Annotated in this window: 20 protein-coding genes; 9 read left to right on the top strand and 11 right to left on the bottom strand. The window is 62.5% G+C overall.

Annotation, left to right across the window (positions count from 1 at the left end):
- Positions 1-36 precede the first annotated feature (36 nt).
- The 7 genes from ACX80B_RS01790 to ACX80B_RS01760 form a co-directional block, all read right to left on the bottom strand.
- Positions 37-462 (bottom strand): hypothetical protein, encoded by a 426-nt coding sequence (locus tag ACX80B_RS01790; RefSeq protein ID WP_459292415.1) that lies wholly within the window; start codon positions 460-462, stop codon positions 37-39.
- 123 nt (positions 463-585) lie between these two features.
- Complete coding sequence (locus tag ACX80B_RS01785) at positions 586-1,689, bottom strand: oxidoreductase (RefSeq protein WP_459292413.1); 1,104 nt, start codon at positions 1,687-1,689, stop codon at positions 586-588.
- A 135-nt stretch (positions 1,690-1,824) separates the two neighbouring features.
- Positions 1,825-2,628: an alpha/beta fold hydrolase gene (locus ACX80B_RS01780; RefSeq protein WP_459292411.1), complete on the bottom strand. Its 804-nt coding sequence runs from the start codon at positions 2,626-2,628 to the stop codon at positions 1,825-1,827.
- Positions 2,629-2,675: 47 nt separating this feature from the next.
- Entirely contained in the window at positions 2,676-3,731 is a 1,056-nt protein-coding gene (locus ACX80B_RS01775; RefSeq protein WP_459292409.1) for an ABC transporter ATP-binding protein, read from the bottom strand.
- Positions 3,728-4,522: an ABC transporter permease gene (locus ACX80B_RS01770; RefSeq protein ID WP_459292407.1), complete on the bottom strand. Its 795-nt coding sequence runs from the start codon at positions 4,520-4,522 to the stop codon at positions 3,728-3,730. The genes ACX80B_RS01775 and ACX80B_RS01770 overlap by 4 nt, the downstream gene beginning before the upstream one ends.
- Positions 4,523-4,551: 29 nt before the next feature.
- Positions 4,552-5,400, bottom strand: a complete 849-nt coding sequence (locus tag ACX80B_RS01765) for an ABC transporter permease (protein ID WP_459292405.1) — start codon at positions 5,398-5,400, stop codon at positions 4,552-4,554.
- The gene (locus ACX80B_RS01760; protein WP_459292403.1) at positions 5,397-6,647 is read right to left on the bottom strand and encodes an ABC transporter substrate-binding protein; all 1,251 of its coding nucleotides are present in this window, start codon (positions 6,645-6,647) and stop codon (positions 5,397-5,399) included. The genes ACX80B_RS01765 and ACX80B_RS01760 overlap by 4 nt, the downstream gene beginning before the upstream one ends.
- Positions 6,648-6,743: 96 nt before the next feature.
- On the opposite strand from ACX80B_RS01760, the gene ACX80B_RS01755 reads away from it, so the two are divergent.
- From ACX80B_RS01755 to ACX80B_RS01745, 3 genes are all read left to right on the top strand, one after another.
- On the top strand, positions 6,744-7,424 hold the full coding sequence (locus ACX80B_RS01755; RefSeq protein WP_459292401.1) for a TVP38/TMEM64 family protein: 681 nt from the start codon (positions 6,744-6,746) through the stop codon (positions 7,422-7,424).
- Positions 7,417-8,055 (top strand): CDP-alcohol phosphatidyltransferase family protein, encoded by a 639-nt coding sequence (locus ACX80B_RS01750; protein ID WP_459292399.1) that lies wholly within the window; start codon positions 7,417-7,419, stop codon positions 8,053-8,055. Before ACX80B_RS01755 ends, ACX80B_RS01750 begins: the two co-directional genes overlap by 8 nt.
- A 119-nt stretch (positions 8,056-8,174) precedes the next feature.
- Positions 8,175-9,578 carry a hypothetical protein gene (locus ACX80B_RS01745; RefSeq protein ID WP_459292397.1) on the top strand — a complete coding sequence of 468 codons (1,404 nt, stop codon included), beginning with the start codon at positions 8,175-8,177 and terminating at the stop codon, positions 9,576-9,578.
- A gap of 22 nt (positions 9,579-9,600) precedes the next feature.
- Here the strand turns inward: ACX80B_RS01745 and ACX80B_RS01740 are convergent, their stop codons facing one another.
- The 4 genes from ACX80B_RS01740 to ACX80B_RS01725 form a co-directional block, all read right to left on the bottom strand.
- Positions 9,601-10,428 (bottom strand): alpha/beta fold hydrolase, encoded by an 828-nt coding sequence (locus ACX80B_RS01740; protein ID WP_459292395.1) that lies wholly within the window; start codon positions 10,426-10,428, stop codon positions 9,601-9,603.
- A 10-nt stretch (positions 10,429-10,438) separates the two neighbouring features.
- Complete coding sequence (locus tag ACX80B_RS01735) at positions 10,439-10,984, bottom strand: carboxymuconolactone decarboxylase family protein (protein ID WP_459292393.1); 546 nt, start codon at positions 10,982-10,984, stop codon at positions 10,439-10,441.
- Positions 10,985-11,069: 85 nt separating this feature from the next.
- Positions 11,070-11,768 (bottom strand): Crp/Fnr family transcriptional regulator, encoded by a 699-nt coding sequence (locus tag ACX80B_RS01730; protein WP_459292391.1) that lies wholly within the window; start codon positions 11,766-11,768, stop codon positions 11,070-11,072.
- 89 nt (positions 11,769-11,857) lie between these two features.
- On the bottom strand, positions 11,858-12,310 hold the full coding sequence (locus tag ACX80B_RS01725; RefSeq protein ID WP_459292389.1) for a hypothetical protein: 453 nt from the start codon (positions 12,308-12,310) through the stop codon (positions 11,858-11,860).
- Positions 12,311-12,475: 165 nt separating this feature from the next.
- On the opposite strand from ACX80B_RS01725, the gene ACX80B_RS01720 reads away from it, so the two are divergent.
- From ACX80B_RS01720 to ACX80B_RS01695, 6 genes are all read left to right on the top strand, one after another.
- A complete protein-coding gene (locus ACX80B_RS01720; RefSeq protein ID WP_459292387.1) occupies positions 12,476-13,759 on the top strand; it encodes a glutamate-cysteine ligase family protein in 1,284 nt (427 codons plus the stop codon).
- Positions 13,756-15,108 (top strand): ergothioneine biosynthesis protein EgtB, encoded by a 1,353-nt coding sequence (gene egtB, locus ACX80B_RS01715; RefSeq protein ID WP_459292385.1) that lies wholly within the window; start codon positions 13,756-13,758, stop codon positions 15,106-15,108. The genes ACX80B_RS01720 and egtB overlap by 4 nt, the downstream gene beginning before the upstream one ends.
- A 3-nt stretch (positions 15,109-15,111) precedes the next feature.
- Positions 15,112-15,873: an ergothioneine biosynthesis protein EgtC gene (gene egtC, locus ACX80B_RS01710; RefSeq protein WP_459292383.1), complete on the top strand. Its 762-nt coding sequence runs from the start codon at positions 15,112-15,114 to the stop codon at positions 15,871-15,873.
- Entirely contained in the window at positions 15,870-16,856 is a 987-nt protein-coding gene (gene egtD, locus ACX80B_RS01705; RefSeq protein ID WP_459292381.1) for an L-histidine N(alpha)-methyltransferase, read from the top strand. The genes egtC and egtD overlap by 4 nt, the downstream gene beginning before the upstream one ends.
- Before the next feature lie 275 nt (positions 16,857-17,131).
- Positions 17,132-18,667, top strand: coding sequence for an alkaline phosphatase D family protein (locus ACX80B_RS01700; protein ID WP_459292379.1), 1,536 nt, complete (start codon positions 17,132-17,134; stop codon positions 18,665-18,667).
- Between the two features lie 530 nt (positions 18,668-19,197).
- The gene (locus ACX80B_RS01695; protein ID WP_459292377.1) at positions 19,198-19,950 is read left to right on the top strand and encodes a cupredoxin domain-containing protein; all 753 of its coding nucleotides are present in this window, start codon (positions 19,198-19,200) and stop codon (positions 19,948-19,950) included.
- Positions 19,951-20,356: the final 406 nt, after the last annotated feature.

The following is a 20,356-nucleotide window of genomic DNA, read 5'->3' as shown; positions in this document are numbered from 1 at the left end:
CGGGATGGGTGCCACACAGTTCCTTGAGGGGGCCGGTTAGAGCAGTCCGCCCAGCAAGCCCTCGTTGTCGGAGCTACCGTCCGTGGTGCTGTCGGCCGAGGTATCGGCGTCGACATTGCTGCCGGCGTCTGAATCGGCGTCGACATTGCTGTCCACATCAGGGTTGGCAGTCACGTCAGCGTCGTTTCCGCTGGCGATGCCGTTCAGGTTATCGGAGACGTCGGCGTCGATTCCGCTGAGCACGTTGTTGTTGCTCGCGACGTCACCGGTGTCGACCACATCGTTGAGAATGCTGCCTACCGAGAGGTTGCCGCTGTCCTCGACGCGGTTGTCGGAAACCTCGGTGGTGGCGCCTTCGAGGTTGGTATCGGTGGTATCGGCGCTGGCCATGCCTGCGCCTCCGACGAGCATCAGACCGCTGACGGCGGTGACGGCGAGGGACTTGGTAAACGTGTTCTGCATAATGTTGCCTCCATAATTTCCTGTTGGGGGTAGAGGACATTAGTGCTTCGGGACCGGCCCCGTTACCGGATTGGTATGGAATTGAGATTCTTTCGTGACCACCAGAATGCTTCGCAAAGCAAGTCAGGCGGGCAGCTCCAGCTCCCAGTCCTTAATATCCGCTACGGGCGCGAACAGCGCTCCGTCCAGCTCGTCAAAGTCCAGGTTGTTCCGGACGCGGTGTGGCCAGTTGCGATTAGCCAGCGCCGCCTTGCCCAGCGCGACGATATCAGCAGCGCCGTCGTCGACAAGGGAAGCAGCCGTTTCCGGATCATCCAGACTGCCGTTGGCGATGATGGTTACCTTTGAGTACTGCTTGGCGAGTGCGGCCAGGGAGTCTTCGCCGTCGTCGAATGCCGGAGCGGTGGCCCGCGGCTCGGTGGTGTGGATGAAGTCAATCCCAGCGTTTCCCAGGCTGGTGAAGATTTCCTTCGCCTCTTCCGAGCCGCCACTCCACCGGTGGTCATTGTCGCTGACCTTGGCCTGGGAAATGCGGATTCCCACCGTCATTTCCGGCCCAACCGCCTCACGAACGGCACGGCAGATCTCAGACGCGAACCGCACCCTGTTGGCAGGGGATCCGCCGTACTCGTCGGTCCTCTTATTGAAGTAATCGGTCAGGAACTGGTCCAGCAGGTATCCGTTCGCTCCGTGGATTTCGACGCCGTCGAAGCCTGCCTCTTTGGCGTGCAGCGCAGCCGTCACGAAGCCTTTGCGGACTTCATCCATCTGCTCGGTGGTGATCTCTGAAGGTGTGGGAAAGGGGCCCTCGCCACGATAGAACGCCAATTGCCCGCCCTTGGGCGCGACCGCGGACGGACCTATCGAGGATTCAACGAACCGGTTGCCCTGGCTCTGAGCCCCGGCATGCATCAGTTGCGCAAACATGCGTGCACCGGACGAGTGGACGGCGTCGACGACTTTGCTCCAGGAATCTGCTTGTTCCTTGGTGGCGATACCAGGCTGAAACAGGTAACCCTGACTGTAAGAGGTATCCGGGTAGATCCCCTCGGTGATGAGCAGTCCGAATCCTCCACGCGCATAAGCCTCGTAGTAGGAGGCCATCCTGTTGGTAGCATGACCATCCTCGGTAGCACTTACGCGAGTCATGGGAGCCAGCGCAATCCGATTGGACAGCTCGGTGGAACCGAGCCGGACGGACGACCAGAGTGAATCGAAATTGGGCAAGGAAAACTCCTTCGAGTAATAATTCGGGATGATTCATGGGCGTCAACGGTCGCTGTTGAGTGCCCATTCCCGGGTTTGCATGTCCCTGCAAAGTCGGTGAGGCGGTAGGAGAGCGCAACCCGGGCCACCCAGTGGTCAGCGCTCCAGGAGCGCGTTGATTTCGGCGGCGACGTCGTTAGGGTGGTCCTCCGGGGTGAAATGTTTCCCACCCCGTATGCGCGTTAATTCAGTCCCAAGATCAGCCGCCAGACGTTCGCCGTACTCTACCTTCTGGAAGCTGTCCGCTTCGCCCCAAATCACGCGTGCGGGCAGTCCCAGAGACGGCAACCGGTCCGCGATCCTGACGGTGTCCCGCACATCGAGGGCGGCGACCTGGCGCATCATGCTTCGCGCAGCGCCGTGGGCGACATAGGGGGCCCAATGCTCGCTGAGGGATTCGCGGGCCCGCTGCCTGCTGTCATGGCCCCGATGGATAAGTTGGACGAATGTCGGGTACAGCAGCACCTCGGGAAGGTGCCGCAGGACCGGGGCCAAGCGCTGCATCATCTTCACGCTCGGAATGGGCCAGGAGTCGTAGCAGACTGCATTGGTGAACATCAGGCCGGCAAAACGTTCCGGTGCCCGGGCAGCGGCTATTTGTGCCACTCCACCGCCGAGATCATGGCCCACCAGCACCGGTGGCTCCACAAGCTCGAGTGAATCCAGCCAACCCTGGAGGTAGTCCGCCTGCGCCGACAGGCTGATGTTCTCCTGTTGATGGACCGGGATGCTGGAGCCGTAGCCATGCATTTCCCAGGCGATGGAACGGCCGCGGATCAACGGCATGACGTGGCGCCACAACCGGGGCGAGGTGGGTATTCCGTGGATCAGGACAACCGGCCGGCCAGAGCCGTGATCAAGCCATCGGTTGGTGACCCCACCGACAGTCTTCTGCTGCATGTCCATAACGGCTCCTGATCCGTATCGCAGTGCTCATTGGACTGATTTTAGTTGTTGACGGCCCAGACGGCGGATTTTTCGAAGTCGACTCCGACCAGGTCGCCGATCGAAAGGTCCGGGGCACCCACCACCTCGGCAGATATGCGCACAGCAGGCTTGGCGGTGTTCCCATTATCGATGGTCAGGGTAACCAGGGTGTGGGCTCCCATTGACTTGATGGAGGTTATCGATCCATCAACCACGCCGGTGCCTGCGGGGACCAGATTGACGGTTTCCTGCCGGATTACCAGGAAGGCGGCGCCGTCGTCGACCGCGTCTTGGACCTTAATCCCGCCGAGCGCTGACCTGTGGATTCCGCCGGTGACTTCACCGGGGATTTCGTTGAGTCCTCCCAGGATCCTGCTGACCGCAAGGGAATCCGGCCGGTAATGGAGTTGGGGGACGGGACCGTGCTGCAGGATGCTCCCTGTGTCCAGGACCGCGATGGAGTCCGCGAGCACGGATGCCTCCCGCCGGTCGTGGGTGACCATCACAATGGTGGGTTCGAGTTGTTCACGGATGAGCGAAACCAGGTTGTACATATCCTCGCGCAGTCTTGAGTCAAGCGAGCTGAAAGGTTCATCCAGAAGCAGCAGTCGCGGCTGCCTGGCCAGCGCCCGGGCCAATGACACCCGCTGTTCCTGGCCACCGGACAACTGCCAAGTGTGGCGGTGCGCAAAATCCTCGAGCTGGACCAGTTCGAGGTACTCAAGTGCCTGACGGCGGGCGCGCCTTCTGGAAAAGCCAGCCATCCGGGCCGAAAATGCGACGTTGTCTACGACGTTCAGGTGCGGAAACAACAATGGATTCTGGAACACCAGTGCAATGCCACGACGGTCAGGAGGCGTGCCCGCCAGATCCTCCCCATCGACGAGTACCTGTCCGGTGGCGGGATCCTCCAAGCCTGCCGCCACCCTCAGGAGCGTCGATTTGCCGCTGCCCGAAGCACCCAGCAGGGCGGCACTCCTCGAGGCTTCGACCGTCAGGGAGATGTCTTTCAGCACCTCCTCTCTCCCATCCGAATAGCTGTGACTGATGGATTTCAGCTCAAGCCGTGAACTCATCGCATCCTCCCATGCCGCTGGGTGAGCAGCAGTGCGGTCAGCAGGGCAAGGGGCGGCAGCACCACGGTCAAGGAGAGGACGGCCGTGAGTTGTTCATTGCCGGTGGCCGATGCCGCAGATGCCAGGGTCATCGGAAGCGTCCTGAGCTGGCCCCCTCCGACGATCAGTGTGACGATGTAATCGCCCCAGCCGACGAGAAACGCCAGGAACGCCGCCCGGGATGTCGCGGCTGTGAGCAACGGAAGGCGGACGTGGCGGATCGATTGTGCTTTGGAAGCGCCCAACGACCGGGCGGCTTCCTCAAACCTGTCGTCGTATCCGGCCAGAGCGCTGCGGAACATGAACACTGTGTAGGGCAGTGCGGTCACCACGAGCAATAGCAGCACGCCTCCGGCCGCGGGCATGTGGGCCCGCAACAGCACCACATTCATGCCCATCACCAGGGCAAATGGCGGTATCGCCAAGGGGGTCAACAGGATACCTTCAACGACACGGCCGTACCGCCGGGGAAGACGCCGGATGGATACAGCTGCGAGAAAACCCAACGGTGTGGCGAGGATGGCCACCCCGGCACCGAGAAGGGCCGATGCGAACAGGGCCGGAAACAATCCGGAGGAGGCGGCCGCTGACCACCCTTCCCAACCGTACGTTTGCGGCAGGACGGCCGGAGCGCGCCACCGGCCGGCTACCGCCCACAGAGCGAGGGGGACCATCGGCAAGGCAAACCACAGGATCAGCAGCAATCCCATCAGCGTCCGTCCGGCGGCGCCGCCGGGCATGCTGGTCCGCATGGAGGAGGAAGGTCGTTGAAGCACCGGGATCATCGCAGTCCACGCATCCGCCGAAGCAGGACCAGCCCACCAATGATGGCCACGGCGCCGGCCAAAACCGACAACAGGGCGGTGGCCATCGCCTGGGGCCTGGAGTCCAGGTCGATGGATCCGAACAGACGCACGGCCCGGACCGGCAACGCTTCGGGGTCGATACGCCCGAGAAGCCAGGGAACCTCATAGGAGCCAAGGGTGTAAACGAAAACGATCAGCCCTGAAACGGCCAGGGCCGGCAGCGCCAACGGCAGCACCACATGCGTGATCCGCTGCAACGGTGCCGCGCCCAGAGTTGCAGCGGCGTCGCATAATCCGCCCACGGAACGGGCCAGACTGCCGACGATCACCAGGGCAACGAACGCTGATTCTTTCCACGCATATTCAAAGATGACAGCGCTCCAGAAGGGGCCGCCGACAAAGGTGGGGAAGCCGCCGTCGGGCATTCCCAGGATGCGGGCCAGGAAACCTGCGTCTGAAAGCAGCAGTCCGACGGCCCCGGCACCGATCAGATGTGGGATGGGGATAGTGGCAGCGCTGACCGCGACAACCAGACGTCCGGTCCGCGGCATGGCCAGAATGTAGGCGGCCGCGGCGAAGCCCACAATGCAGGCAAGCAGGGTGGAAGTGGCGGCGATATACAGCGATACCGCGGCGGAGCGTGCCAGCTCGGCTGCGTTGCTGGTCCATGGCTCAAGCGTGAATCTGGCAGGTCCGGCGAAAGGCATCAGTCCCACGCTTTGCAGCAGGGCGGCACCCAGACTTCCGGCGATAACGACGACGACGGGCACAACCGCCGGTGCGGCGAGTAAGAGATTGCGCCGGGTCGCGCTTGTTGCGCTCATCGTCCGGAGGCCACGTCCTGGCGCCAGGCCTGGTCAAGGGGCGTGACCCATTCGGCTGCGAGTTCACCGTGGGCATTTCGGGACAGCACCTCATACGGGGGAACGACGTCCGATGAGGGCAGGTCTTTGAACAGTTGCCGCTGATCTGGCGAAAGCCGGTCCATATCCAGAACCGGGAATTGTCCCCACACCTCGGGGTTGGCCTTGGCGGCCTGCTGCTTAGGGGACAGGGCGAGGTTGGCCACAACCATGGCACCCGCCGCGTCGGAAGCGTTGGCAGGGATGGCCAGGAAGCTCGCGTTGCCAACAGTTCCTTCCTGCAGCGGGAGGATCTCCGTTGATTCCGGCAGCGCCCCCGATTCGACGAGGTCGGTCAATCTGGCCGGTCCATAGGTCATGGTCATATCGACCTCCCCGTTGGCGAAAAGCCGGTTCAGCGCCTGCTCGTCACGGGGATAGGTCCGGCCTTCACGCCACAGCGACGGCTCAAGCCCCTCGAGTCTCTGGATTGCCGCCGGCGCCAAGCGGTCAAAGGCCTCCTGCGAGAATGTCTGTGGGACCTCGCCGGCACCGCCTGCGGTACTGAGCAGAACCTCGCGCAGGAACACGCTGCCCGTGAAGTCCGGAGGGGCCGGATACGTGAACCTGCCCGGATTCTTTTCGGCCCACTCCAGAATCCCTTCCAGAGTGGTGGGAGGATCGGCGATGGCGTCCGAGTCATACACATAGGTGAACTGGGCCTTATGCCAGGGCGCTTCGCATCCGTCCACGGGGACGCCAAAATCATGGGTAAGCAGGGGATCGTCCGGGGCGGTGTATTTCATGTGGGGCAGCAGATCCGTCCAGCCGCACCGCCAGGCGCCGGCCTGTTTCCCGGTGCCAAAGTTGGCTCCGTTGACCCAGACCAGATCCACGGAGCCATCGTTTCGGCCGGCCTGAATTTCGGTCAGGACACGGTTGACGGCGTCCGCCGTGTCGGCCACCGGAACCCGGCGCAGTTCCACACCCTGTTCGGCCGCGGCGGGCGCGAGGACCTCGTCAACATATTTGTTGCCCTGTTGGTCCCCGCCATACATCCATAAATCAACTGTTTGGCCGTCGGCTTTCGCCACGACCTGCTCGAATCCTGTGAATTCCTCGGTGGTCGCCACTGTCGGGGCGGCACAGGATGACAGCAGCAACATAGCGGCTCCGGTGACGCCGGCGAGGGCAGGGCCGTGGCCACGCCGGAAAACGGGAAGCGTCATAGGAATCCTTCACACTGTTGATCTGCAGGTTCCAGTATCGTCGATATCGTCAATGGCTCCCCAACAGGAACCTGAATCGACCGACGGCGGGAATCTATGCAGGGAAAGCGCGTCACCTCCCGCATCCTTATCCTCACGCCGGTACGGAAATTACTCATTCTGGTGTTATTCGTAGCCGGGCTCACCGTGGCTGTGTTGTTGGTGCCTGTTCCTGACGTCGAGGAGCTGCGCCGGATGACCGACCGTGCCGGCTGGTGGGCACCGGCGGGTTTCATCATCGGCTATGCGGCATTGACTTTGGCTCCGGTACCGAAGAATGTTCTATCCATTGCCGCCGGGGTGCTGTTCGGCTTCACCGGAGCACTGATCCTCGTTTACACCGGTGCGATGATCGGCGCGGCGGCTGCCTTTTGGCTGGGACGGCTCCTGGGCAGGGACGCGGTGGAGAAGTTGACCGGAACCCGGGTGGACAAGGTCGACCAGGTGCTCCGCCGTCGTGGTTTCGCCGCTGTCATCGGTGTCCGGCTGGTGCCGGTTCTGCCCTTCACCGCCTTAAACTACTCCGCCGGCCTGACCTCGCTGGGATGGCGTCCGTACTTCCTGGGGACCGGCCTGGGGATACTGCCCGGAACCATCAGCTTTGTCGCACTTGGCGCCTATGGACTGGATTTCGGCTGGCAGACAAACGTGGCCGCCGGCGTGCTGGGAGTGCTTACTCTTGCCGGTGTCATTTTCGCTGTCCGCCGCCGCAGCAGGGAGCAGGCGGACGATGTTTGATGCCCGGCTCCGCCCGCTGCTCTCGCCCGCCCTGGACACCGTTGCCGGTTGGCTTGACCGCCCGTGGATTACTCCGGACCGGCTGACAGGACTGAATCTGCTCCTGGGCTTGGTCAGTGCGGCTCTTGCCGCCTCACAACAATGGCTTCCCGCGCTGGTGGCATGGTTGCTGTGCCGGGCGGCCGACGGCGTCGATGGGCCCTTGGCCCGCCGCCGGACCCAAGAGGGCCCAGCTAATGGGCAAAATCCGGACTCAGGCCGGGGCGGTTTCTGGGACATTTCAGCCGATTTCGTCGTCTACGGCGCCACCGTGGCTGGGGTGGGGATCGGAGCGACGACGGCGTTCGACGCACCCTGGCTGCCGTTTCTGGCCGTGATGTTCGCCTACTACATCAATGGCAGTGTATTTCTCGCGTTTTCCTCCATCGCAGAGAAGACGGGCAGGCAGAAAGACGACGGGCGCTCGCTGTCATTTCTGGGAGGACTCGCAGAGGGAGCCGAAACCGTCCTCGTGCACAGCCTGTGGCTGATCTTCCCCGCGGCGTCGTGGCAGATCGCCGCCGTCTGGGCGTTCGTTGTCCTCGTCAGCGCAACTCACCGCATCGTGTCCGGCTACCGGCTGTTGAGCTGAGTGCTTCTGTCCGCCCTCGTTCGCCGTCGTATTAAATTGCAGTGACGCCGTAAGCGCCGCGGGCAAAAGGGCTTAGGCTTGCAGCAAAGACGCAAACTGCCGCGTGAACCGGAGGGTCAATGTCGATCTCCACCTGGATAAAGGATCTCGAGTTGGAGACCCGCCCCATCACGGCCGAAGTCCGCGCCGCCCTGGACCGGCGATGGGCGGAACTGCCGGAGCACGTGAAGACTGCGAATCAGCTGCTGGGCCGTTGCGCGGTCGGTTGTGAGGGCACGCATGGCGTGTTTCCCAAGTGCAACCTGACCTGCTCACCGTGCTACCACGCGGCTGATGCGAACAAGGTGCGGATCGACGGCGCGCATACCGTTGAACAGGTGACACGCCAGATGGAGTTCCTGCGTGAAACCCGTGGTCCTCGGGCTCATGCCCAGCTAATTGGCGGCGAGGTCAGCCTGCTCGCGCCAGAGGACCACGCCGCGGCTTTGCTGGCCATGCGGGCCAATGGCCGCGAGCCGATGTCCATGACGCATGGGGATTTCGACTACCAGTACCTGCTTGACGTCGTCCTCGACGCCGAGGGCAAGCCGCGGTTCCAGAGAGTTTCCTTTGCCGCTCATTTCGATTCGTTGATGCGGGGCCGGCGCGGCGCCGTCCGGCCGCATACCGAGGCCGAACTCAACCCGTTCCGGGAAAAGTTTGCCCGGATGTTCATCGATTTGAAGCGCGAACACGGCGTCCGTTCCTATCTGGCCCACAACATGACGGTCACACCTTCAAATGTCGCGCAGGTCGGCTCAGTCACTCGGGATGTCCTGGAAATGCCGTTCGACATGCTCTCCTTTCAACCGGCGGCTTTTATCGGAGACGAACGGCGGTGGAAGGAAGATTTCGACGACGTCACCATCGACGCCGTCTGGAACCGCATCGAGGAAGGGGCCGGGCAAAAACTGCCGTGGCAGGCTACCCAGTTCGGCGACCCAAGATGCAACCGCTCCACGGCAGGAATAAGGGTCGACGGCGTCTTCGTCCCCATATTGGATCCAAACGAACCAAAGGACCTCGCCGTGCGGGACCGGGTCCTGGACCGTTTCGCTGGAATGGTTCTCGGCGGCGTTTCAATGCCCATCCTGTTGGTGAAGATCCTTCGGATGCTGGTACGGCACCCCGGCGTCGTTCCTCCTCTGATGGGACTGGCCCAGCGGATCATCCACCGTTGCGGCGGTCTGAAGGCTCTAATGCGCGCCGCCGTGCGAAAGAAAATCGCCGTCAAAACGTTCGTGGTTCACAACTTCATGGACGCAGCCGATGTCCAGCCGGCGTGGGATCTGATGGAACAGGGGATTGACAGCGATGATCCGAAAGTCAGGGAAACCCAGGAACGGTTGGGCGCCTGCATGTACACCATGAGCCACCCGGAGACGGGACGACTGATTCCCGCCTGTGTCCAGCACTCCGTGCTCGATCCAGGGGAGAACGCCGGCCTCCGGAAGATGCTTCCGCTGACCGTCAAGGGCTCATGATTACCCGGATGGAACTATGGCCTTAGGCACGCAGGTGTTCGAGGATGGCGTCGGCGACCTCATTGGGTGAATCTTCTGTCGGAATATGCTTGCCCTCCACCTCTACAAGGTCGCTGGCGGGAATTTCGCTAACGTAACGCCGGGCGAATTCGATTTTCTGGAACTCGTCGTTGCGTCCCCATACCAACCGGGTCGGAACCGCTGCTTCTTTCAAGGCGGGAACGAGGTCGAGCGTGTAGACGCTATCTGCGGCCGCTGCCATCGCCATCCAGGACCGCGACCGGGCCGGGCTCTGCCAGGGCGAGAGGTAATCGTCCAGCTCTTCATCGGTCAATTCCCGGGCGACGGCCTTCCGCGTGGCTTCACGGCGTCCCTGTTGCAGCTGCTCGGCGGTGACCTCCTCCCGTACCGCGGGATCCCGGAACCGTTCGACAGCCGGAACAGGCCAGGAATCGAACATGACTGCGTTCATCAAAACCATCCGGCTGACCCGGCCGCTGTTGGCCACAAGATGCTGGGCTATGCCACCGCCAATGTCGTGGGCAGCTACGGCGAAGTTGTCGAGGCCAAGGGAATCGGCGGCGTCAATGACAGTCTGCGCCAGCGCCGGGACGCTGGCCTGGTCGACGTCGAGCTCGCCTTCGCTGCGGCCGAAACCCGGCAGATCCAAAGCGATGCAACGAACCTGTTCCCCCAGCGCTGGCAGGATGGGTTGCCAGACGCGGCTCCAGAATGTGCCGTGCAGAAGCAGCAGAGGGTCGCCTTGGGGATCCCCACTGCTGAGGTACGAGAGAGTGGTCCCGTTGACCTCGACCTGCTCTCGACGGACGTGGGTATTGTCGACTGTCATTGGCCCTCCTTTAGGAGAGTTCCGGAGCAGCGGGAACGTCGAGTTCCGTGCCGGCGTAGTGGTTGAAGTAGTTGGTGTACAGGTTCACGGCAATGTGTGCGAACGCTTCAGACCGTTCCTCTTCAGACCACCCGGCGTCGAGCATTCCCTGCCAGGTTTCTTCCGACACTGAACCGGTGTTCGAAGCGGTTTCCCGTGCCAGCGCCGTGATGGCGGCGAGTCGGTCATCGAAGTCGATGTTGCCGGCGCGGATGGCCTTGGTTTCTTCCTCGCTGAATCCTGCTGCCTTGCCGGACATGGTGTGGGCTGACTGGCAGTAGTCGCAGCCGTCCTCGTTTCCAACGGCAAGGGCGATGGCTTCCTGCGTACGGGCGTCGAAGGTGCCGTGCTTGGCAATAGCGCCGGCGATTCCGTCATAGGCGGCGATGACCACGGGGGAGTGGGCCATCCCGGCGTGGATGTTCAGCAGCTTGCCGATTTTCCTTTCCATCTTCTCTGCCAGTTCGCGGGACTCCTGCGGAGCGCCGTCGATGGTCTGTGCGGGGATGCGGGGCATGGTTTTCTTCCTTTTGTTGAATTTGTGGTTCCGTCCGGTGTAAGTCCCAGACGGGTCCTGATAATTCCTGCGGGTCCGTGGCCGGTCAGGAAGTTTTGCGTGCTGCTGCCTTGAGGGCATTCGGCTCCAGGATGACAATTCGGCCGCGGGCCTGACGGATAATGTCCTTGGCAGCGAGTTCGGACATGGCTTTGCTGGTCGCCTCGCGGGTGGCACCCAGCAGGCCGGCGAGTTGGTTGTGTGTCAGCTTGATGACCGGTGCGCGGCTGAGTCCGTGGTGTGCCGTTGTGTCGACCAGTTTGAGCAGCGTGTTGGCCACCCGCGCCTCCAGCGGGCGGAGGGCCAGATCGGTGAGCCGTTCCTCCAGCAGGCTGACTTGTTCGCCCAGCAGGCGTGAGATCCGGATGGCGATTCTTGGATCGGAAAGCAGGAAGCGTTCCACGTCTGCCGCGCTCAACCGGCAGATTGTCGAATCATCGATCGCTTCGGCGTAATTGTCATACATCCTTTGGCCCACCAGCAGCATTTCACCGAAGACAGCACCTGGTTCAAGGATTGCCATTGTCAGGGCGCGGCCGTCTTCGGCCAACCGGAAGATGCGTATTCGGCCAGCCTTAAGGATGAACAGGGCGGTGGCCGGGTCGCTCTGGCTGAAAACGAGTTCACCCCGGCGGTACTGTCGCGCCGGCACCATCATTTCCATCGCCTGGATTTCGTCCTGCGTCAGGTCGGCAAACAAGTCCACTGCATTCAGGCAGCTGAACCGGTCCGGATGTTCGGACATGCGCGTGTCGGCCTCTCGTCTCTGCGGCGCCCAGGGACGCGCTTCTGCGCCTCCCTGGATTATGGCGCCGCCCAGATCACAGGCTTCAGTCATGATTTGCTCTGGAATACGCGGACGGCCACCACCGCCAGAATAACGCCATAGATGAGATGTCCCATCAACGACATCAGTGCCATTGCATTAATGGTGAACAGCGGCATCCCCATCATCATCGGCATGATCAGCAGTGGGCCGAGTATCCACCAGAGGAGACCGTATCCCAGTCCAACGAGTGCTCCTTTCCCATAGCTATTGAGCAATGCGGCGAAGGGGACGGCTAAAGCGAGTCCAATCAGGATGGAAATCATCAGATGGACGCCGAACCCCACCCAAGGGGAGGATGAGCCGACCATGGAGGCAATGGTGGCGAGCATGCCCATCATCGCCATGAGCGCTCCGAAGACGAGGCCACCGGCCAGGCCTCCAAGCACTCCGGCGGTGGCGCGCCGTCCGATGCCCGTCGGTACTGCTCCATGGTGTGCGTGAGCTGATGCTGCAGTCATGATGAACCAACCTTTCTTGAGGAGCTTGTGCTTCACCCTAAGACGGTTGGATTGGCGATTCTGTGATCTGGAATACACAACAAAAGATCCTTCACCCTCTAGTGTGGTGATCAGGCTGCCAGGCCCACGGATCGAAAGTGTCCATCGTTGAAGGGATAGCATGCCGTGACATTTACACCTGAGCTGGAACGTGACCTGCGGCCTCTGTCCGAGTCTGAGGCGGAGGTTTATATTGCCTCGACATGCTTCAAGACCGGCCCTCCGGGACCCGTAGGCGTGGAAATTGAACGAATCATCCATGATGCAGCCGATCCACGACGGCCGGTTCCCGTTGCGGAGGTCCGTGCGGCTGCAGCGCCTGCCGGTGATGTGCTCCCGAACGGTGCTGCTATCACTTTTGAACCCGGCGGCCAGCTGGAAATCAGTTCAGCCTGTGGTTCCGACCTTCCGTCTCTGATTGAAGCCATGCGCGCCGATGTGAAAACCATCGACGGGCATTTTTACGACGCGGGTCTGACCTTCAGCCCGCTCGCGCTGGACGCGTTCCGTCCGCCGGTGCGGACGCTGTACGAATCCCGGTACGCGGCCATGGAACAGCATTTTGACCGGTCCGGTTCCGCCGGCCGGACCATGATGTGCTCGACGGCGTCGCTGCAGGTCTGTCTCGACGCCGGTTTTGCCGGCGCAGGTTCGCAAAGTGCCGCGCAACGGTGGGCGAGGTTGCACTATCTCGCTCCCGTACTGACCGCCATGTTTGCAAACTCACCCTTTCGGAACGGCGCTCCCAGCGGGTGGCGCAGCGCCAGGCAGGGGGTCTGGCTGGCCACGGACTCATCCCGGACTGCCCCCGTTCCCGTAACGGAGGACCCGCCGGCGGCGTGGGCGCGTTACGCAATGGATGCCCTTGTCCTCTGCATTCCCTCATCCGATGGCTCCTGGAGCGCGCCGAACGGATTAACCATGAGGGGATGGCTGCGCGGGGAGGGACCGCGACCGGCGACTATGCAGGATGTCGAGTACCATCTCACCACGCTCTTCCCCTTCATCCGTCCCCGCGGTTTCCTCGAGCTCAGGGTGATCGACACCCAGGCAGGCGGCGACTGGGAGACTGCGGCGGCGGTTACGGCCGCACTGGTCGAGGATGAGAAGGCAGCCGATCTTGCCGCCGCGGCCTGCGCCCCCGTTGCGGACCTGCCCCAGCCGATGGCGACGGCGGCCCGCGACGCGATGAGCGACCCGATCATTGCGGAAGCCGCTTTGGCATGCGCGGATGCGGCACTGGATGCTCTGGACAGTTTAGGCGCCGATCCGGCCACCCGGTCGAGGGTCGCGGCTTTCATCGAGCGTTATACCCAGCGGGGCCGCTGCCCGGCCGATGACCGGATTGAGCTGTGGCGGCGTACCGGAAGTTTCTTTGACCAATCCCCAAGTAAGGAAGAAGCGCGATGACCGAGAATCATTTTGCTGGAGGCGATACGGCCTCTTCGAACGCGGTGAAGGCCTCTATCGCAGAGGGACTGGAACGCGCGCGAAGCCGCGTCAATACCTTGACGGACATTGATGAAGGAGAGCTCGTAAAGCAACATTCACCTCTGATGTCTCCACTGGTGTGGGATCTGGCCCACGTCGGCAGCCAGGAGGAGCTCTGGTTGGTGCGCGACGTCGGCGGGCGGGAGCCACTGCGGCCGGACATCGACCGGCTCTACGACGCCTTCGAAAACCCGCGCAGCGCCCGGCCGTCACTACCGCTGCTTCCTCCAACCGAATCCCGCCAGTACATCGCGGAAGTGCGCAGCAAAGCGTTGGACATCCTCGACGGCGCCACGCTGGAAGGTTCGCCGCTGGTGGAGGGCGGCTTCGTGTTCGGAATGATGATCCAGCACGAGCAGCAACACGCCGAAACGATGCTCGCCACGCATCAGCTCAGGTCGGGGGAGCCGGTTCTTCATCCGGTTCGGGCCGCGGAGGCCGTGCCCACTGCTGATATGGAACGGTTGCCCCAGGAGGTCCATGTCCCGGCAGGATCTTTCACCATGGGAACCTCGATCGAGCCCTGGGCGCTGGACAATGAGCGTCCCGCCCACGAGGTGGAACTGCCCGCTTACTGGATCGATACTCTGCCGGTGACCAACGCGGCCTTTGAACGGTTCATCGACGACGGCGGTTACGACGACTCCCGCTGGTGGACGGCGGAAGGGTGGGCACACCGCAATGAAGCAGGCCTGATGGCGCCGAAGTACTGGCAAAGCGACGGCGGACGCTGGATCCGCACCCGGTTCGGCGTCGTCGAGCCGGTCCCCGCCGCCGAGCCGGTCCAGCACGTGAGCTGGTATGAAGCGGACGCCTATGCCCGGTGGGCCGGCCGGCGCCTGCCCACGGAGGCCGAATGGGAAAAGGCGGCACGCTACGACCCCGCCACCGGCCGCTCCCGGCGGTATCCCTGGGGCGACGAGGATCCGACGCCGATGCACGCGAATCTGGGCGGGGACGCCCTGCGTCCCTCGGCTGTCGGCTCGCATCCCGAAGGGGCTTCGCCCCTGGGCGTTCACCAACTGATGGGGGATGTGTGGGAGTGGGTCGCCAGCGACTTCACGCCGTATCCCGGATTCAGCGTGTTCCCGTATGCGGAATACAGCCAAGTGTTCTTCGGCGGCGGCTACAAAGTACTGCGGGGCGGGTCCTGGGCGGTGGACAGGGCGGCGTGCCGTGGGACGTTCCGCAACTGGGACCACCCCATCCGGCGCCAGATCTTCACCGGTTTCCGAACCGCCCGCGACGCGACGACGACGGTGGACTAGAACGTGTGCCGCCATCTCGCTTTTCTGGGCCCTTCGACGTCCTTGGCCGAGCTGCTGCTTGCTCCCGAACACGGTTTACTCAAACAATCCTGGGCGCCGCGGCGGCAACGCTACGGAACGGTTAACGCAGACGGTTTCGGCGCCGGGTGGTACGCCGCCGGAGATCCGGTGCCCGCCCGGTACCGGCGCGCTGTCCCAATGTGGGCAGACCCTTCATTCGCCGACGTCGCACGGGTAACCTCCAGCGCGGCCGTGCTCGCCGCCGTTCGCTCCGCGACACCGGGGACCACTTCCGACGAGTCGGCTGCCGCACCGTACGCCGAGGGCAAGTGGCTCTTCAGCCATAACGGCAGGATCGAGGGCTGGCCACACTCGATGCAATCGCTGGTGGCCACATTGCCGGCGGACCGGCTGCTCGGCCTCGAATCCCGCGTGGATTCGGCGCTGCTATGGGGGCTGATTTCGGCCAAGCTGGCCGCTGGGGAGGCTGCCGCCAATGCACTGGCGACTGTAGTGACTGAGGTGTCCGCGCTGACCACCGGACGGCTCAACTTCCTGCTCACGGACGGCGGCAGCATTACTGCCACCGCAGCGGGCGACACACTCTTCTGGCGTTCTGGCCCATCCGGAACGGTCGTCGCCAGCGAACCCATAGACGACGGTGACTGGCACGAGGTGCCCGACCAGTCGTTGCTCACAGCCACCGCTGACCACGTGGATGTCCGCCCGATCTCCGTCGAACGGAAAGAACGAGTACTGATATGACCGTCTCAGAAGCCCGCCCCGGCATCATCCACCATCTGCCTCCCGACCACCACGGACGCAACCTCCGCGCCGATGTGCGCGCGGGCCTCACCGGATCACCGAAAACGCTTCCGCCCAAATGGTTCTACGACCAAAACGGCAGTGAATTGTTTGAACGGATCACCGAACTGCCCGAGTATTATCCGACCCGGGCTGAGCGCGAAGTTCTGGAAAACAACGCAGATGAAATTGCCGCTGCCGGTCCGGCGGCGACGCTCATCGAACTGGGTTCCGGATCTTCCCGCAAGACTCCGCTGCTGCTCAATGCACTCAAGAAGGCGGGACCGCTGCGCCGCTATGTGGCAGTTGACGTCAGCGACAGCGCCCTGCTGGAAGCCGGCGATGAACTCGCACGCTCATTTCCCGACATCGAAGTGCAAGCCGTGGCCGCCGACTTCGAAACACAATTGCATCTGCTTCCGCACCAGGGATCAACGATGGTGGCGTTTCTCGGTGGAACGATCGGCAATTTGGAACCGGAGGCACGCGCTTGGTTCCTGCACCACATCCGGGAACTGCTTCGTCCCACCGGCGGTTCGCTGCTGTTGGGAACCGGTCTGATCACATCGTCAGACGTACTCATTCCTGCTTATGATGACGCCGCCGGTGTCACAGCCGACTTCAACCGGAACGTCCTGCGCGTCCTGAACGCGGAGCTCGGAGCCAATTTCGACGTTGAAGCCTTCGAGCACGTGGCGGTATGGAATCCCGAGCAGGAGTGGATTGAAATGAGACTCCGCGCCAGCAGACCCATGCAGGTGCACCTGCCCGCCATCAACCTCGACGTCCGGTTCGAGGAAGGCGAAGAACTGCGTACGGAAATCTCAGCGAAGTTCCGCACCAGCGGTATCACAGCTGAGCTGGAAGCGGCCCAGCTGAAGACCGTAGGGCAATGGACCGACGAACAAAACCGATACGCGTTGACCCTGGCAGAAGTACACTGATGCTCCAATAATAAGCTGGCCGTGTACTCGTCGGGCTGCTGGTCATCGCGGGCTACGCCATCACGAGGCTCTTTACCGGCATCGTGCCCGCGCTGCTCTCCCAGCGACACCAGGCTGATACCGGCACCGACCCGCATAAGTGTGACCCCGCCAACCGCAGCCTCAGGAGCAGGTGTTGGGTGGCTGTCGTTCATGGTCCATCTGAGGTTAACCGCGTTGTCAGCTCTGGGTGTTTTTATGAGTGGGAACAAGCCACCACTTCAAGGAGAGACACCGTGCCCGATTCCTTCACCGCGTCCCGTCGTAATTTCCTTGCCGGGTCCGCCGGAGCCGTCGCAATAGCGGCCATGTATGGCTTTTCCGCCGCCCCTGCCTGGGCGGTCCCGCGGTTCCCGCAGAACCCGTTCACTCTGGGTGTTGCCTCGGGTGACCCTACTTCCGACGGCGTGGTGCTTTGGACCCGTTTGGCACCCGACCCCCAGGCACCTGACGGAATGGGTGGGATGCCGCCGCGCAAAGTTCAGGTGAGCTGGCAGGTTGCCGCCGACCCGGAATTCCGCACGGTGGTGAAGGCTGGCAGTCAAAGCGCCGTTCCCGAACTGGCCCACTCTGTGCACGTTGAGGTCGCAGGGTTGCGCTCTTCGGCGGATTACTGGTTCCGGTTCCGCGTTGGTAACGAGGAGAGTCTCGTCGGCCATACCCGGACGGCGCCCGCCGCTGGGTCGGACCCGGGCATGGTTGCCTTCGGCCTGGCCTCCTGCCAGGCCTGGGCCGGTGGTCGTTACGCGGCGTATCGGACGATGGCACAGGAGGATCTTGATTTGGTGGTGCATGTGGGGGACTACACCTATGAGGGCAGAAATCACGAGTCGCTGGCCGACTTCCGCAATAACCATGCGTTGTACAAATCCTCAGTCGATCTGCAGGCCGCCCATGCGCGGTTCCCCTTTGTGGTGACCTTCGACGACCACGAGATCGAGAACAACTGGGCCGCCGGTATCTCCCAGGCCGACAATGAGGCTTCCAATGACCCTGAGCGCTTCCTGCAGCTACGGGCCAACGCTTTCCAGGCCTACTACGAGCACCTTCCGCTGCGCCGCCCGCAGCGTCCTACCGGCCCGGACATGATTCTTCACCGCCGGCTGGACTACGGCAAACTGGCGACCTTCCATGTGCTTGACACGCGCCAGTACCGGTCCGACCAGTTGACCGGAAACTTCCCCGGCGGCCCACAGCACCCTGACGTGTACGACCCCTCGCGGACACTGATGGGAGACGAGCAGGAGCAGTGGCTCTTCAAAGGATTGGACTCCTCCTCCGCCCGGTGGAACGTCATTGCGCAGCAGACGATGATGGCCCAATACGACTACGACACCACCGAAACTCTTTCGGTCAACCACGACCAGTGGGACGGCTACGTGGTCTCACGCAACCGGCTAACCAACTTCATCGACCAGAAAAAGCCAGCCAATCCGGTGGTGCTCTCGGGAGACTGGCATAGCGCCTTCGTCAACGATGTGCTGTTGGACTACGCCGACCCGACCTCCCCGGCAGTGACCACGGAATTCGTGGGAACCTCGATCAGCTCAGGCTGCGGCTGGGCACAAGATATCACGAACGGGCTGCCGGCCAATCCCCATACCCACTACATAAACCCCGACCAGCGCGGCTGGACCCGGTGCACCGTGACTGCCAAAGAGTTCCGTAGCGACTACCTCGTGACGGACTCGGCCGCCGACACCGCCTCGCCCGCGACCATCGACGCCTCATACGTGGTCGAAAGCGGCCGGGTTGGTGCCCTGCGAGCCTAACCCGACGATGGTGGAGCAACCCCGAACAATCGGATGATGCCTGTTTCACGTCCATACGATGAGAGCCGTGCGTATTAGCAGGTTCTTTGTCGGCGTTCCTCGCCAAACGCCGGGGACAGCCGTCGCTGCTCGACACCTTCCGGAGTAAGAGTCGTATTCACCCGTAGTCGGCGGCCGAACAACTACCAAGTATTCGCCTGCCTACCGTCACTTACCCTCAGATTCTAAGCGTCGATGAGACGAAGGGCTCTAGGGGAAGTCCGACGCTCATCGACGCCTACACCAGCTCCACGTTTTCATGCCAGATACGAACATAGGTGGAACCAGTGGGAAGGCCCCCTGCCCGTCATTGGAGAATGACCTAAACGAGGGAGCCAGCACTCCAAGATTAGGCCTCAGAATGCGAGCAGGCAATAGTTTTTGGAGGCATGCCGGGTGCACTTCGCCGGTTCCCGCTGATCTGGCCGCTCGTCAGTGGGTGTGCTCCGGGGTTTGATTTTGGGCGGCCCGGGCAATCGATGGAGCGGTCTGTGACGAAGAACATAGTAGCGGTGGGTCTGTGTGCAATCCGCGCCCCGGAGCGTGGCGAACGAGAAGAAAAAATTCACCCGAAGGGTCCGCCGCGGGAAGGCACCATCATGAACACCAGCGAAAAAGCTCTCAGCATTGCGTTCTTGGCCACACTGGCCAGCGGCGCGACTCTTGGTTCCGCCTCGATTGCAGCCGCTTCAACTCCGGCGGTCAATGCCCCGGCGATGACCCAGGCGGCCGAAGTCACCATCACTATCGATGATTTCTCGTACGCAGCATCCGGACCGGTCACCCCGGGTGCAACGGTTACAGTCGTCAATAACGACGACGTCCCGCACACCGCCACCGACGCCAATGGCGCATTCGATACAGGGATCATTGAAGCAGGAGCGACGGGGACGTTCACAGCGCCGCAGGAGCCAGGAGAATACACCCTGATCTGCACCATCCATCCGAACATGTCCGGTTCGCTGATGGTCGAAGCCGCCGGCGGCTCGATGGGCGGCGGTTCAATGGATGATGAGTCCATGGGCGCTGGTTCCACGGACGACGGTGCCGCGGGATCGATGGATGATGGCGCCGGGATGGAGCAACAGGTCAGCCCGATGCCCGAAGGTGGCGTGGACACCGGTGTGACGCAGCCGGGCAACGCCGCCAACCTCGGCGTCCTTGCCCTCGGCGGTGGCCTGATGCTGGTTGCCGCGGCCGGTGGAACCTATGTGGTACGCCGGAAGGCAGCAGAGCGCTCGTAAGGAGAGAGCCCTCTCTCCGCATCAGCGAATAAAAACGGCCCCCGGGCTTGCTACGGAATCGAATTGGTTCCACGGCAGCCGGGGGTAGTTTTTTTATGCCGGCGGGATGCTGTCGATGGGTCGAACTGTACATCCAGAGGCCAGCCCCGTTGTCCGCTTGTCAATGCCGGCTCTTGTCGCGCTGTCTGCGTTGTATCAGGGTGAAGCCGATGATGGCCAGGATCCCTCCGATACCGCCCGGGGCGGCCATTTGGTAGTTGGCAGCCAACTGCTGTTATCCATTTGCTTATGCTCGCTTCTGTCCAGGTCTTAGTGGTTAATGGAGTCACTGGTAGAAGGCGTGTGGACCGGAGCCACCGTCGAGTGGGACGAGGCGTCCCGCTCCAGCCCACGGTGGGCACATGTG

It is taken from the genome of Arthrobacter monumenti, from assembly GCF_054511255.1.
This window is presented reverse-complemented; position numbering and strand designations above follow the sequence as displayed.

Excerpts from the sequence above, each read along its gene's own strand:
- egtD (WP_459292381.1), top strand. The coding sequence starts at position 15,870 with ATGACCGTCTCAGAAGCCCGCCCCGGCATCATCCACCATCTGCCTCCC.
- ACX80B_RS01765 (WP_459292405.1), bottom strand. The coding sequence starts at position 5,400 with ATGAGCGCAACAAGCGCGACCCGGCGCAATCTCTTACTCGCCGCACCG.
- ACX80B_RS01745 (WP_459292397.1), top strand. The coding sequence starts at position 8,175 with ATGTCGATCTCCACCTGGATAAAGGATCTCGAGTTGGAGACCCGCCCC.
- ACX80B_RS01780 (WP_459292411.1), bottom strand. The coding sequence starts at position 2,628 with ATGCAGCAGAAGACTGTCGGTGGGGTCACCAACCGATGGCTTGATCAC.
- ACX80B_RS01735 (WP_459292393.1), bottom strand. The coding sequence starts at position 10,984 with ATGCCCCGCATCCCCGCACAGACCATCGACGGCGCTCCGCAGGAGTCC.
- ACX80B_RS01770 (WP_459292407.1), bottom strand. The coding sequence starts at position 4,522 with ATGCGGACCAGCATGCCCGGCGGCGCCGCCGGACGGACGCTGATGGGA.
- ACX80B_RS01740 (WP_459292395.1), bottom strand. The coding sequence starts at position 10,428 with ATGACAGTCGACAATACCCACGTCCGTCGAGAGCAGGTCGAGGTCAAC.
- egtB (WP_459292385.1), top strand. The coding sequence starts at position 13,756 with ATGACCGAGAATCATTTTGCTGGAGGCGATACGGCCTCTTCGAACGCG.
- ACX80B_RS01790 (WP_459292415.1), bottom strand. The coding sequence starts at position 462 with ATGCAGAACACGTTTACCAAGTCCCTCGCCGTCACCGCCGTCAGCGGT.
- ACX80B_RS01775 (WP_459292409.1), bottom strand. The coding sequence starts at position 3,731 with ATGAGTTCACGGCTTGAGCTGAAATCCATCAGTCACAGCTATTCGGAT.
- ACX80B_RS01755 (WP_459292401.1), top strand. The coding sequence starts at position 6,744 with ATGCAGGGAAAGCGCGTCACCTCCCGCATCCTTATCCTCACGCCGGTA.
- ACX80B_RS01750 (WP_459292399.1), top strand. The coding sequence starts at position 7,417 with ATGTTTGATGCCCGGCTCCGCCCGCTGCTCTCGCCCGCCCTGGACACC.
- ACX80B_RS01725 (WP_459292389.1), bottom strand. The coding sequence starts at position 12,310 with ATGACTGCAGCATCAGCTCACGCACACCATGGAGCAGTACCGACGGGC.
- ACX80B_RS01760 (WP_459292403.1), bottom strand. The coding sequence starts at position 6,647 with ATGACGCTTCCCGTTTTCCGGCGTGGCCACGGCCCTGCCCTCGCCGGC.
- ACX80B_RS01730 (WP_459292391.1), bottom strand. The coding sequence starts at position 11,768 with ATGTCCGAACATCCGGACCGGTTCAGCTGCCTGAATGCAGTGGACTTG.